Here is a 14,222-nt window from a genome sequence, read left to right as displayed (position 1 = left end):
GACATAGGGTTAACTATATTCTTATGAAATCAATCTATACCCCGGATGACAATAAAATACACCCTATGTCTTAATCTTTCAATCCTATTTTTATAAACATGAATGAAAATCAACTATCTCTACTGTCGTCAAAACCTTAAGAAAGTGTCTGAAAATGAATACTATGATTTATTACCTTTCTCTTTCTATGTCAACATAAAAGCCTAGTAAGGCTGCCCTGATAAACGATATATAGCTCATGCAATGCTCTGGTAATTGCCACATATAGAAGTTTAGCATCTTCATCCCTTGCCTGATAGCTAATTTCGTCGGGATTCCAAATAACAACTGCATCAAACTCAAGACCTTTAGTCATATGAATTGGCAATACCATGACCCCGTTTGTAAAGGTCATCGTTTCTATATCTTCATCATAATGCCGGGTGGTTAAATAGGGATCTAATAAGCTTTGAACCTTCAATGTTTCGTCCACAGTTCTACATATAACTGCAATCGTATCATAACCATTCTTCTTAATATTTTGAATGATTCGAACTGCTTCTGAGACTAAATTTTCTTCCTGTTTTGCTTGATAAACCGTAACTTCCTTGCCATGACGGATAATAGGTTCTATTTCATAGGTTCTAAAGGAGCATTTTTTTAAAACCTTACTGGCATACTCCGATATCTCTACCGTATTTCGATAACTTTTCGCCAGAACATAAAACTTATCCTTCTCAGGAAGAAATACTTCCTGCTTTAAAGTCTCCCAATCGTTCATTCCGGTGTGATAATTAATGTTTTGCGAAACATCTCCCATTATGGTATAGGTACAATTCTTAAATAACTCTTTCATAATAGCAAAGATTATGACACCAAAATCCTGAGCTTCATCCACAATGATATGACTGATAAATTCAAAATCCCTAGTCTTCTTTAAACGTTTTTTAATGTAAGTGAGCATTCCCAGATCATATATATCTATGTTTTTATGACTAAGTTCCTGCAGCAAAATATGAATGCTATCCTTTGGCGGTACTATGATACCCTTTTCGCTATACCAGGCTGAATGCTGTGCAAAATGCTCTAAAAATCCAAGGTAAACCTCCATCAAATTGATCTTTTTACTTCGATTGCCAAAGTAGTTCTTAAATTTTTTCACCTCCGCCATGATTACTTCTTTTCGCGTCATTTCCTCTTCATTAATTGATGTGATTTTATAAGTGAGACGTTTGTTTAAAAGATCAATTTTCTCCTGTAAGGGTAAATCCTGAAAAAATGTGAGAAAATAAATAATCTCATCTTTTGAGTAAATTATTTCATTGTTATAAATAACCGATTCGGTTTCAACCGTGTCAAGTTCATACAGTTTTACATACTCCTTGATAGCTTTAAAAAATTCCATAGATCCTTTAAAATTCTTTAGATCCTTGAAAGCCTTTTCATCTTCCTCATGATCCAACTTCATGAAACTGTTACTTAGATTGTATTTTCCTTTCTTTATATCCATATCCCGATCCAAAAGCAGCATAAAAAACTCTTCCAGGGTCATTTGATTAATATTATAAACATCCAGATTAGGCAATACTCCCGTAATATAATTTAACAACATCTTATTGCTTCCGATAATATAGAATTCATCCGGTCTGAATTTATCCTTATAATTATATAGGATATAGGAGATCCGATGCATGGCCACCGTAGTCTTACCGCTACCGGCAACCCCCTGCACAATCACGCTATGAAACGGAGTATCCCTGATGATTTCATTTTGTTCTTTTTGAATGGTTGCAATGATTTCTCCCAGTACTACTTCTTTATTCTTGCTCAGGTATTTCGTTAAAAATTCATCATTAGTAACAACATCCGAATCATAAAAATCAACTAATTCACTTTGAGAGATTTCATAAGTCCTTTTTAATTCCAGATCAATCTCAATGGTTTCTCCAAAAGGTGTTGTATAGGAACTTTCCCCTATTTCACTTTCATAATAAACACTGGAAACTGGTGCTCTCCAATCCACCACAATACTTTGGGTGCTGTTTTCTCTGACCCCATTCTTTCCAAGATATAAAGAGAAATTGGTTCCATCCTCTTTTTCCTTATAATCAATTCTTCCAAAATAGGGTTTCTTCCGTGCTAATATGCTTTTATTCAAGATACGTTCCAGCTGAGATTTGATATCAAGTCCTACGGATAAATCATTGTGCAGTTCCGGATTGTTGGACCTGTAATTATCATAAAGCTCCTTCGTTTCATCACTTATCTGTCTTAATTCTTCTGAATATTTTGCTATATTTCTTTCGATGATGTTGAAACAATATTCTAGACGCCTAAGCTCCGACTGCCATTCTGTCTCCATATCTATGTCCTGATTATTTTCTTGAAACTGCATGCCTACTAATTCTTCCATCTTAATCTCCCTTCTAACTTTTGTTTAAAGGTTTTTGTTATTAAATAAGTGAATTCTATTCACATCACATGTTCTATGATAAATATTTTTGAAAAAATTACTAGACTTATATTTCAAGTTGTGTTATGATGATAAATGAATTTTAGCCTAAAATAACTTACTCGTTGTCAGAATTTTCTGACAACTTTTTTTCATATTTGCGAAGGTAAAGCGAATTAGAAGCAAACAAGATCATCCTAGATTCTTATAGGGTGATTTTTTTGCTTCTATGAGCGCGTCCAGCGAATAATGTCCAAAAGATGGGCATTAAGATACGCAGTATCGAATGGCATGAGAAAAGTGCACCTGAGTGCACTTTCGTCATATGACCCGCTGATTTATTTTGTAACAACCCCAAAAATTTATAACATTAATTATAAGTCGTATAATGCAACAATATGATCTAAGCAAAATTTTATGCTTAATAAACAGCTTAATCGGATATCTGTTTGAGTTATTCTATCACTTACTTTAACAGTTACTTCTTCCGGTTACTTCATTAACTGCGTCTACAGGCGAAGCTAATGATATTTCCGTCCGGATCCTTAAACTGCATTGATCGGTTTCCCCAAGAATAATCTGTCGGTTCTTTTATAATCTCAACCCCCAGCTTTTTTAATCTTTCATACTCCAGATCCACATCATCTACACCGATTTGTAATGCAAAACTGCCGGAACTAAGTCCATAATACATTGACATATCCCTTTTCGCCGCTTCTCGGGAATAGATGGACAGAAGTGCCCCTTCCGTATTGATTACAGCGTGGATATCATCCCCCTCTGAGGTTGTCTTAAGAACCTTCTCATAAAAAGAAGTTAACGCTATCACATCCTCAGTCACTAAACATATTCCATGAAATTTCATACCAATCTCCCCTTCTAATTATCTTAATATAATTTTGTACTATTTTTCTTGATATGCTTCAAATTCTTGTGCTGTCAGATTATAATCTCTTAAATATATCTTTTCGTTCTTACATTCAAGAATACTAATGCAGGCGTTTTTCAGCCTTGTTTTACCGGACCCGATTTCACCGTTTGATAAAACTGCTAAAATTGTATTGATGGCTGCACCATGGGATACCATGATAATCTCATCCTGGGGATAAATCATAGCATATTGGTCAATACAATCCATCAGCCTTTTACTAAGTTTTTCCCAAGGCTCAATACCCTCGTCCTTTCCAAAGGTATCAAAATGTTTTCTTTTATCAAAGGTTAGACCTGCTATTGCCCCAAAATCTCTCTCGATTAAAGCTTCCTCTACGATAAAATGATCCACCGATATATTTTCTGAGATTATTTCTGCTGTCTTTTTTGCTCTGATTAACGGACTTGTGATGACTGCTTTTATTTCTTTATCTTTAAAAGCCTGTCCGCATCGCTTTGCCTGATGAATTCCATTATCATTTAATGCTATATCTTCTCTTCCCTGTAGTCTTCCTTGAAGATTCCAGTCTGTCTCACCATGTCTAATTAAGTATATTTTCATTTGTTCGCTCCTAAATTATTAATATAAGTAATATAGTATCAGAAAAGAACTGTATCATCGCATTATGATAATATTATTTTTATAGATCTAATCCTTCTATGTATTCTTTTCCCGCTTATTATATATAATGCAAATCAAAATAGCAAGATTTTGAACATAGATAGATAAAATATAGCATAGAAAAAGCATAGGATTATTGTTAACCAATATGCTCCTATGCTTTCTAATTATTCTACTTAATTATATACTTATTATAAGCTTACGGATACTACTTTACCATTCGTCTCTAAGATTTCCTTTACTTCCTGCATCAGTTCCTTATCCGGTTCCTTCGTATCTGCCAGTTTGTATTCCAAACCAAGCTCCTTCCACTTATACTCACCCATCTTATGAAAACCTAAAAGTTCAATTTTAGATACGTTTGGGTAATCGTCCAAATGCTTAGATAACTCTCTTACATTATCAAGATTATCTGTAAGTCCGGGTACTACTACATAACGAACCCAAGTATTTACGTTCTTTTCTTTTAGATATTTAAGCATTTTTAAAGTAGGTGCGAGAGAAACCCCGGTAACTGTTTTATAAACAACCGGATCATAATTCTTAATATCCAGCAAAACCAGATCTGTATATTCAAGTACCTCTTTGACCGTATCATTCCAGATAAACCCTGAAGTGTCTACGGCTGTTGAAATTCCAATTTTCTTACAAAGCTTACTTGCTTCTAAGATAAATTCTGCTTGAAGTAGAGGTTCTCCACCTGTAAAGGTTACCCCTCCACCGGAAAAATCCATATAGGATTTATACTTCATAATCTCCTGGACTAACTGCTCCGGTGAATACTGAGAGCCTTTGTTAACATCCCAGGTATCCGGATTATGGCAAAACTGGCACCTTAGCGGACATCCCTGCATAAAAACGACAAACCTTATGCCCGGTCCGTCCACAGTACCGAAACTTTCAAGTGAGTGTATTCGTCCCATAATGCCCATTGTATCACCAACCCTTCCGGCAGCTACTATATGAGCTCCTGTAAATCCTATCGATCCTGTTATTCGTTTATATCTGTAATATGATAAGCCAGGAAGCTGCTTTTTATAGGCGGCAGCTTCCTTCACTTACCGATGATATCGTATATTTCTTATATCGTTACTATCGTCTATATCTTCGAACTATTATATAACATTATAATGATATATATTCCGAATTTCTTATCTTTGATGGAAGGTACGGTTGATAACATCGAGCTGTTGTTCACGGTTTAGTTTTACAAAGTTTACGGCATAGCCGGATACTCTTATTGTAAGCTGAGGATATTTTTCAGGATGTTCCATCGCATCCATTAAGGTCTCACGATCAAATACGTTGACATTGATATGATGTCCTCTGCTGTGGAAGTAACCGTCTAACATGCCTGATAGGTTATTAATTCTTTCTTCTTCATTCTTACCTAGTGCCTTTGGTACAATAGAGAAGGTGTAGGAAATACCGTCCTCTGCATGCTTATAAGGTAATTTAGCAACGGAAGCCATGGATGCAGCTGCACCCTTCTTATCCCTTCCATGCATAGGGTTTGCACCCGGAGCAAAAGGCTCTCCTGCTTTACGACCATCCGGTGTACTACCGGTCTTCTTACCGTAAACCACGTTAGAAGTGATCGTCAGTACAGACAGTGTCTGCTTAGAATTACGATAAGTCTTAACTTTACGTAATTTATTCATAAACAGTGCTACCAAATCAACTGCAATTTGATCCACACGATCATCGTTATTACCAAATGCGGGATAATCCCCTTCAATCTCATAATCTACTGCTAATCCTTCCTCGTTGCGAATTACCTTAACCTTAGCATATTTAATCGCTGATAAGGAGTCCGCTACTACAGAAAGTCCGGCAATACCGCATGCTTCCGTACGAAGAATATTTATGTCATGAAGTGCCATCTGCAGTCTTTCATAGTTATATTTATCATGCATGTAGTGTATTACATTTAAAGTATTAATGTAAAGCTCAGATAACCAATCCAAGGTCTGGTCAAATTTAGCCATCACCTCATCATAATCAAGGTATTCACCTGTGATAGGTGCGAACATCGGTCCAACCTGCTCTCCGGATTTTTCATCCTTACCACCGTTTATAGCATATAATAAAGCTTTTGCTAAGTTAGCACGGGCACCGAAGAACTGCATCTGTTTACCAAGTCTCATAGCAGATACACAGCAGGCAATTCCGTAATCATCACCCCATACCTCTCTCATGATATCATCACTCTCATACTGAATGGAGCTGGTATCAATGGAAACCTTAGAACAGAATTTCTTGAAGGGTTCCGGGAGGAATACGGACCAAAGTACGGTAAGGTTTGGCTCAGGAGCCGGGCCTAAGTTATACAGTGTCTGAAGAACACGATAGCTGCTCTTCGTAACCAACGTTCTACCGTCAAGACCCATACCACCAATAACTTCTGTAACCCAGGTCGGATCACCGGAAAACAGATCATTATATGCAGGGGTACGCAGGAAACGTACCATACGAAGCTTCATTACAAACTGATCCATTAATTCCTGGATTTCTTCTTCTTTGATCAAACCATTCTTTAAATCTCTTTCATAGTAGATATCAAGGAAGGTGGATACACGACCAAGACTCATTGCTGCACCGTCCTGCTCTTTAATTGCACCCAGATAAGCGAAATAGGTCCATTGCGTTGCTTCAAAGGAGTTCTTAGCCGGCTGGCTTATGTCAAATCCATAGGAAGCGGCCATTTCCTTTAGTTGTTTTAAAGCTTTAATCTGTTCTGAGATTTCTTCTCTTAGACGAATATCAGGAGACTCTAAGGTCTGTATTTCTAACAGCTTCTTCTGATGATTTTTCTCCTCAATTAATAAGTCAACACCATACAGTGCCACTCTTCTGTAGTCACCTATGATACGACCACGGCCATAAGCATCCGGCAGACCGGTGATAATACCGGTATGTCTAGCCTTCTTCATGGCATCCGTATAGGCATCAAAAACACCATCATTATGGGTCTTTCTATTCTGTGTATAGATTTCTTCTGTGGTTTTATCAAGGGAATAACCATACGCCTCTAAAGCATTTTTAACAACTCGAACACCACCGTTTGGCATAATACCACGTTTTAAAGGCTTATCTGTCTGAAAACCTACGATTACTTCCTTATCTTTATCCAAGTATCCTGGACCAAAGGTTGTTATAGTAGATGGTTTTTGAGTCTCGACATCAACGATTCCCTTTTCTGTTTCTACTTTCATTAGTTCTAGTACTTTATCCCACAATTCCAGTGTTCTTTTTGTAGGACCGGATAAAAAAGATCCGTCTCCCTCATAGGGAGTATAGTTATGTTGAATGAAGCTTCTGACATTAACATCTGTCGTCCAGCTCCCACCATTAAAATCATACCATTCCTGTCTCATAATCTGCCTCCTCTTCATTTTCATATCTATAAATACATTTTTCTCAAATGCCAAACCCTGTATGCTACCTTCCAAATTAATTCTATTACCATTATCTACCTCTTCGCATGACAGGCTTCTTATATTAATATAATAAATCTGCTGCTAAACTATGTCAATACCCAATGATAATAGTAATCATTTTTGTTATTTATACCAAAAACGCAAAAAAAAGAGTGTAAATTCTATACGATAACACAAAACCCCACATAGAATTTACACTCTTAATATAGGAATGTAAACATATAAATTATGGTAATTCTTAATTTCCTTATATAAATCACAAATGGTACTAAAGATTACTGTATCCCATTATATGAGTATCAACTGCTTTTGCCGCCTCTCTGCCTTCACGAATTGCCCATACAACAAGGGACTGTCCTCTGTGCATATCACCAGCTACAAAGACATTATCTACATTGGTCTGGTAATTTCCTGCATCCGTCTTCACGTTAGTTCTGACATCCAACTCAACACCAAAGGCATCTGCCACGTAGGACTGCGCCCCGAGAAAACCAGCAGCAATTAAAACCATATCCACCTCAATCTCATATTCACTTCCGGCAATCTCTTCCATCATAAAACGCTTGCTTTCTTCGTTGAACTTGCTTTCCAACCGTACAATTTTAGCCTTGCATACATTACCTTGTTCGTCAGCGATAAATTCCCTAACGGTTGTCTGATAAACTCGTGGGTCTTCACCATAAAGAGAAATGGCTTCCTCCTGGCCATAATCTGTCTTAGCGACTTTCGGCCACTCAGGCCAAGGATTGTTATCCGCTCTCTGATCGGGAAGCTTTGGCATCATCTCCAGCTGGACTACAGAGATTGCCCCTTGCCTAATTGCAGTTCCGACACAGTCATTACCGGTATCACCACCGCCTATAACAAGTACCTTCTTACCCTTTGCCGTTATGGTAAAATTCTTAAAATCAGGTGTTAAGGTTTTATTACGGTCAAGAATATCCTTCGTTGTTGCCTTAAGATAATCAACGGCAAAATGGATACCTTTGGCTTCCCTTCCGGGTACCTTAATGTCTCTGGGATTCGAAGCACCGCAGGCAAGTATCACGCTATCATAGGATTTCATGATCTCCTCAGCATTGTAATTACCTCCGATATCTGCCTTTGTAACAAAGGTAATCCCTTCTTCTTTCATAATATTAATTCTACGTTTGATAATCTGCTTTTCCAACTTCATATTTGGTATACCATACATAAGTAAGCCGCCTAGACGGTCCGAGCGCTCATAAACTGTAACCGAATGACCTCTTTTGTTTAGTTGATCCGCAGCCGACAAACCGGCCGGACCGGAACCGATGATTGCTATCTTTTTTCCTGTCCGCACCTTAGGTGGATTTGGTTTAAAGTAACCTTCCTCATAGGCATGCTCAATAATCGTTAATTCATTTTCCTTAATAGCAACCGCATCTCCATTTAAGCTACAGGTACAGGCGGCTTCACAAGGGGCCGGGCACACCCTTCCCGTAAATTCCGGAAAATTATTTGTCTTCATCAAGCGGGATAGGGCCTGCTTCATATTACCTCTATAGATGGAATCGTTCCACTCCGGTATCAAGTTGTTGATTGGACAACCAGAAGCCATACCCCCGATGATAATCCCTGATTGACAAAAAGGTACTCCACATTCCATGCAGCGGGCTCCCTGGCATTTTCTCTCCTCCATGGATAGAGGCTGATGGAATTCATTAAAATGCTTAATTCGCTCTTTTGGCTTCTCAGCATGACTTACCGATCTTTCATATTCCATAAATCCTGTTGGTTTTCCCATAATAATCCTCCATCCGTCTCTAATCTTTGTTAGTATTTGCAAAAAATGCTTCTATCTGTGCCTGTTCGCTGCTTAAGCCCTTTTCTTCCATCTGTACAATTGTCTGAAGCATGCGACGGTAATCATGGGGAATAATTTTCTTGAATTTAGGCAGATAGGTATCAAAATGCTCTAATACTTCTTTTCCTTTTGCTGAGTTGGTATATTTAACATGTTCTGTAATCATATTTTTTAATTCCAGAACGTCATATTTTTCCGTCACAGCTTCAAAGGATACGAGTCCTTTATTGAGCTTCTTATACAGATCGCTTCCTTCATCCAAAACATAAGCGATACCGCCGCTCATTCCTGCGGCAAAGTTCTTTCCTGTTTTACCAAGAACAACCACTCTTCCTCCGGTCATATATTCACAGCCATGATCACCAACGCCCTCTACAACAGCCATGGCTCCGGAATTGCGGACCCCAAATCTCTCGCCGGCAACACCGTTAATGAATGCCTTGCCACTGGTTGCACCATAGAGAGCAACATTACCGATGATAATATTCTCTTCTGCTTTATAGGTACTTTTCTTCGGAGGGAATACAATCAACTTTCCTCCGGACAAACCTTTACCAAAGTAATCGTTACTGTCACCTTCCAGTTCAATGGTTAAGCCCTTTGGAATAAAAGCACCAAAGCTTTGACCTCCGCTTCCCTGGCATTCGACGACAAAGGTATCCTCCTTTAAATCAGTTCCAAATTTTTTCGTAATCTCGGAACCTAAGATTGTACCAAAGGTACGATCCGTATTGGACACCTGTAATCTAACCTTCTGAGAGTGCTTATCGGACAACTTGAATTTCTGTAACAATACTCTTTCATCCACTGTATTCTCTAATTCAAAATCATAAACCTGATCCGGGCTAAAATGGATTCCTTTGCCCTTTGGAATAAACGGATTATTTATAATCAAGCTTAAATCCACCTTACGGGCTCTCTCCCCGTTGGCACAATTTTCCTTAACCTTTAATAAATCAGTACGTCCAACCAGATCATCCACAGTCTTTACACCTAGGGCAGCCATATGTTCCCTAAGTTCCTGGGCAATAAAACGCATAAAATTCTCTACATATTCAGGTTTTCCTTTGAATTTTTTACGTAACTCAGGATTCTGAGTAGCTACACCAACCGGGCAGGTATCCAGATTACATACTCTCATCATGACGCAGCCAAGGGTTACTAAGGGTGCCGTCGCAAATCCGAATTCCTCTGCCCCAAGCAAGGCTGCAATTAATACATCCCGTCCTGTCATCAGTTTACCATCAGTTTCTATCACGACCTTGGAACGAAGGCCATTCATAATCAGCGTCTGGTGTGTCTCTGCAAGGCCCAGCTCCCAAGGAAGACCCGCATTATAGATTGAGGTTCTGGGTGCAGCACCGGTCCCACCGTCATATCCTGATATTAAGATAACCCCGGCTCCTGCCTTAGCTACGCCGGCAGCAACCGTACCTACTCCTGCCTCAGAAACTAACTTAACTGAAATCCTGGCATCTTTATTGGCATTCTTAAGGTCATAAATTAATTGCGCCAGATCTTCTATGGAGTAAATATCATGATGGGGTGGCGGCGAAATCAAGCCTACACCTGGGGTAGAATGTCTTGTCTTAGCAATCCAAGGATATACCTTCTCTGCCGGAAGCTGCCCCCCCTCTCCGGGTTTCGCTCCCTGTGCCATCTTAATCTGAATTTCCTTCGCACTTACCAGATACTCGCTCGTTACGCCAAATCTTCCAGAGGCTACCTGTTTAATTGCGGAACAGCGGTTGATGCCATCCTCTCCGGTCTTTAATCGGTCTAAACTCTCTCCACCCTCACCGCTGTTGGATTTACCGCCAAGTCGGTTCATAGCGATTGCCAACGCTTCATGGGCTTCCCTAGAGATCGATCCATAGGACATGGCTCCTGTTTTAAATCTTTTTACAATAGAGTCAACGCTCTCAACATCATCGATTGAAATACCTTTTTTAGGGTAGTCGATATCCAGTAATCCTCTTAAATGGATTCCTTCCTCCTCACTCGTGATTTCATTCGAATATTCCTTAAATAAATCATAGTTACCGGTACGGGTTGCCTGTTGTAAAAGATGAATTGTCTTAGGATTATACAGATGTTCCTCTTTCCCGCTTCTTAGTTTATGAGATCCGCTACTGTCTAAGGTCAAATCAAGACTTAGACCAAGGGGGTCAAAAGCCTTAGAGTGTAATTTATCCACCTGCTGCTCCAAGTCTTTCAGTGTAATACCCCCAACACGGCTTACGGTCCCGGTAAAGTAGCGGTCAATTACCTCCTTGCTTATCCCAATCGCTTCGAATATCTTCGATCCCTGATAGGATTGAATAGTTGAGATTCCCATCTTAGAAGCTATCTTAACAATACCTTTTAAAACAGCTTTATTATAGTCATCTACAGCCGCATAATAATCCTTCTCCAGCATGTTGTTTTGAATTAATTGCCGTATTGTTTCCTGTGCTAGGTAAGGATTTACCGCACAGGCACCATATCCTAATAGGCAGGCAAAATGGTGTACATCTCTAGGTTCAGCACTCTCAACAATCATGGCCACTGCAGTTCTCTTTTTCGTACGTACCAGATGCTGCTGCAGAGCGGATACTGCCAGTAAGGATGGAATCGCTACATGATTTTCATCGACTCCCCGATCGGATAGGACTAGAATATTGGCACCTGATTTGTAAGATCTATCTGCTTCAAGACACAGATGATCAATTGCCTTTTCTAAGGAGGTGTTTTTATAATAAATCATTGAAATTACATCAACTTTAAAGCCTTCTGTTTTCATTGTCTTAATCTTAAGCAAGTCCGTACTGGTTAAGATCGGATTATTGATCTTAAGTACTTTACAATTCTCTGCCTTTTCCTCTAGCAGATTACCATCCTCACCAATATATACCGTGGTCGATGTTACGATTTCTTCACGGATTGCATCAATTGGAGGATTCGTTACCTGTGCAAAGAGTTGCTTAAAATAGTTAAAGAGAGGCGGATTGTTTTTCGATAGGACAGGAATGGGAGAATCTGCTCCCATTGCTGCAACCGCTTCCTGTCCGTCGTTTGCCATAGGAAGTATGGTGGTTTTATAATCCTCATAGGTATAGCCAAAGGCTTTCTGTAGTCTCGCCAATTCTTCCTTATTGTGCTCTATCACTTTCATATTCGGTATATGTAAATCCTTTAAGCTTATCAGATTAGAATCCAGCCATTCACCGTAAGGTTGACGATTCGCATAGTAGTTTTTCAAATCTTCATCATCGATAAGGCAGCCCTTCACCGTATCAACCAAAAGCATCTTACCGGGACGCAATCTTTCCTTCTTAACTACATTCTCCGCCGGTATATCCAGTACACCTACTTCGGAGGACAGTACTACATAATCATCCTTTGTAATATAATAACGGGAAGGTCTAAGTCCATTACGATCAAGTACTGCTCCCATTAAGTCTCCATCGGAGAAAAGTATAGAAGCCGGTCCATCCCAAGGTTCCATCATCGTAGCATAGTACTGGTAAAAGTCTCTTTTTTCTCTGTTGATTGCCTGATCATTACTCCAAGGCTCCGGAATCGTTATCATAACTGCCAAAGGTAAATCCATTCCACTCATAACTAAAAATTCCAGGGTATTGTCAAGCATTGCTGAGTCAGAACCCTCTGCATTGACAACCGGAAGTACCTTATGAAGTTCACCCTTCAAATGCATTGATTCCATGGTTTCTTCCCTGGCCAGCATCTTATCCGCATTACCCCGTATTGTATTTATTTCACCATTGTGCACAATCAAGCGGTTCGGATGAGCTCTTTGCCAGCTAGGATTAGTATTGGTAGAAAATCTTGAATGAACAATCGCAATGGCACTTTCATAGCTATCATCCTGTAAATCCTCAAAGAAAAGGCGAAGCTGCCCCACCAAAAACATACCTTTATACACAATCGTACGGCTGGATAAGGACACTACATAGGTATTATCATTACTTTGTTCAAAGATCCTTCTGGCAATATATAACTTTCGATCAAAATCTAATCCTTTATTAACATTGGCAGGCTTTTTAATAAAGCATTGAAGGATATGGGGCATACAAGAAACTGCCCTTTCGCCTAAGGTATGAGGTCTTGTAGGAACCTCTCTCCAGCCTATGAATTTCATACCCTCTTTCTGGATAATAATCTCGAACATCTTCTTAGCCTGATTACACTTTAACTCATCCTGTGGAAAAAAGAACATTCCCACACCGTATTCTCTTTCAGAACCCAAATCATAATTTAAAGGTTTTACAGACTTGGTAAAAAACTTATGGGAAATCTGAAGGAGAATTCCAACACCGTCCCCTGTCTGACCATTCGCGTCCTTACCGGCACGATGTTCTAAATTTTCAACGATTTTCAAGGCATTCTCCACCGTTTCATGGGTTTTCATTCCCTTCATATGAACCACCGCGCCAATACCACAATTATCATGTTCAAACCTGGGGTCATAAAGGCCCTGCGGAACCTGTTTTACTTCCTCTCTCATTTTGTCCATCATAAGCACTCCTCTTTTCTAATTAATATCTACCTTGTTAGTTATTGCCCGTACTCTCTGTAAAATATCGAATCACGTAACTCAGTTACTAATAATCATACATTCCATGTTCCCTAAATTATGATTCTATTTTATAATCATAATTAGCAATGTTAACAGCATGCCAATACGGTTATTGTAAAATTTGTGTTATAGGAAATTCAAAAATTCTATAACACAAAAAAGAGCGCTTCCAGATTCCTTGCAGGTAATCTAAAAACGCCCTCGTTTATTGTTGTAGATTATAATATATAATTTCTTGAATTGCAAGTATAAATTATTTATATTGCTATTATATAGATCTTTATTTGAATTTGATACCAGAAAAATATGGTTCATTTACATTCAAAATAAGCAATATAACACTTAAATTGTTTCTATACCGATGCTAGAATAAATAATAATCCGTAAATGAA

7 protein-coding genes are annotated in these 14,222 nt (G+C 38.8%); all 7 read right to left on the bottom strand.

What is annotated here, in order from left to right; genetic code table 11:
- Nucleotides 1–190: 190 nt before the first annotated feature.
- The 7 genes from I5677_RS06525 to gltB all read right to left on the bottom strand — a co-directional run bounded on the left by I5677_RS06525 (nt 191) and on the right by gltB (nt 13,770).
- Entirely contained in the window at nt 191–2,392 is a 2,202-nt protein-coding gene (locus I5677_RS06525) for a HelD family protein (protein WP_197660765.1), read from the bottom strand.
- Nucleotides 2,393–2,930: 538 nt separating this feature from the next.
- A complete protein-coding gene (locus I5677_RS06520) occupies nt 2,931–3,296 on the bottom strand; it encodes a VOC family protein (protein ID WP_197660764.1) in 366 nt (121 codons plus the stop codon).
- Nucleotides 3,297–3,335: 39 nt separating this feature from the next.
- Nucleotides 3,336–3,923, bottom strand: coding sequence for a histidine phosphatase family protein (locus I5677_RS06515; protein ID WP_197660763.1), 588 nt, complete (start codon nt 3,921–3,923; stop codon nt 3,336–3,338).
- A 251-nt stretch (nt 3,924–4,174) separates the two neighbouring features.
- Nucleotides 4,175–5,041: a pyruvate formate-lyase-activating protein gene (gene pflA, locus I5677_RS06510; protein WP_330617866.1), complete on the bottom strand. Its 867-nt coding sequence runs from the start codon at nt 5,039–5,041 to the stop codon at nt 4,175–4,177.
- A gap of 93 nt (nt 5,042–5,134) precedes the next feature.
- The gene (pflB, locus tag I5677_RS06505; RefSeq protein WP_197660762.1) at nt 5,135–7,360 is read right to left on the bottom strand and encodes a formate C-acetyltransferase; all 2,226 of its coding nucleotides are present in this window, start codon (nt 7,358–7,360) and stop codon (nt 5,135–5,137) included.
- 331 nt (nt 7,361–7,691) lie between these two features.
- Nucleotides 7,692–9,191 carry a glutamate synthase subunit beta gene (locus I5677_RS06500; RefSeq protein WP_197660761.1) on the bottom strand — a complete coding sequence of 500 codons (1,500 nt, stop codon included), beginning with the start codon at nt 9,189–9,191 and terminating at the stop codon, nt 7,692–7,694.
- A gap of 19 nt (nt 9,192–9,210) precedes the next feature.
- The gene (gene gltB, locus I5677_RS06495; RefSeq protein ID WP_243456512.1) at nt 9,211–13,770 is read right to left on the bottom strand and encodes a glutamate synthase large subunit; all 4,560 of its coding nucleotides are present in this window, start codon (nt 13,768–13,770) and stop codon (nt 9,211–9,213) included.
- Nucleotides 13,771–14,222: the final 452 nt, after the last annotated feature.

This window comes from Mobilitalea sibirica, assembly GCF_015999265.1.
In the GTDB taxonomy this organism is placed as follows: domain Bacteria; phylum Bacillota; class Clostridia; order Lachnospirales; family Lachnospiraceae; genus Mobilitalea; species Mobilitalea sibirica.
This window is presented reverse-complemented; position numbering and strand designations above follow the sequence as displayed.

Excerpts from the sequence above, each read along its gene's own strand:
- I5677_RS06525 (WP_197660765.1), bottom strand. The coding sequence starts at position 2,392 with ATGGAAGAATTAGTAGGCATGCAGTTTCAAGAAAATAATCAGGACATA.
- I5677_RS06520 (WP_197660764.1), bottom strand. The coding sequence starts at position 3,296 with ATGAAATTTCATGGAATATGTTTAGTGACTGAGGATGTGATAGCGTTA.
- I5677_RS06515 (WP_197660763.1), bottom strand. The coding sequence starts at position 3,923 with ATGAAAATATACTTAATTAGACATGGTGAGACAGACTGGAATCTTCAA.
- pflB (WP_197660762.1), bottom strand. The coding sequence starts at position 7,360 with ATGAGACAGGAATGGTATGATTTTAATGGTGGGAGCTGGACGACAGAT.
- I5677_RS06500 (WP_197660761.1), bottom strand. The coding sequence starts at position 9,191 with ATGGGAAAACCAACAGGATTTATGGAATATGAAAGATCGGTAAGTCAT.
- gltB (WP_243456512.1), bottom strand. The coding sequence starts at position 13,770 with ATGATGGACAAAATGAGAGAGGAAGTAAAACAGGTTCCGCAGGGCCTT.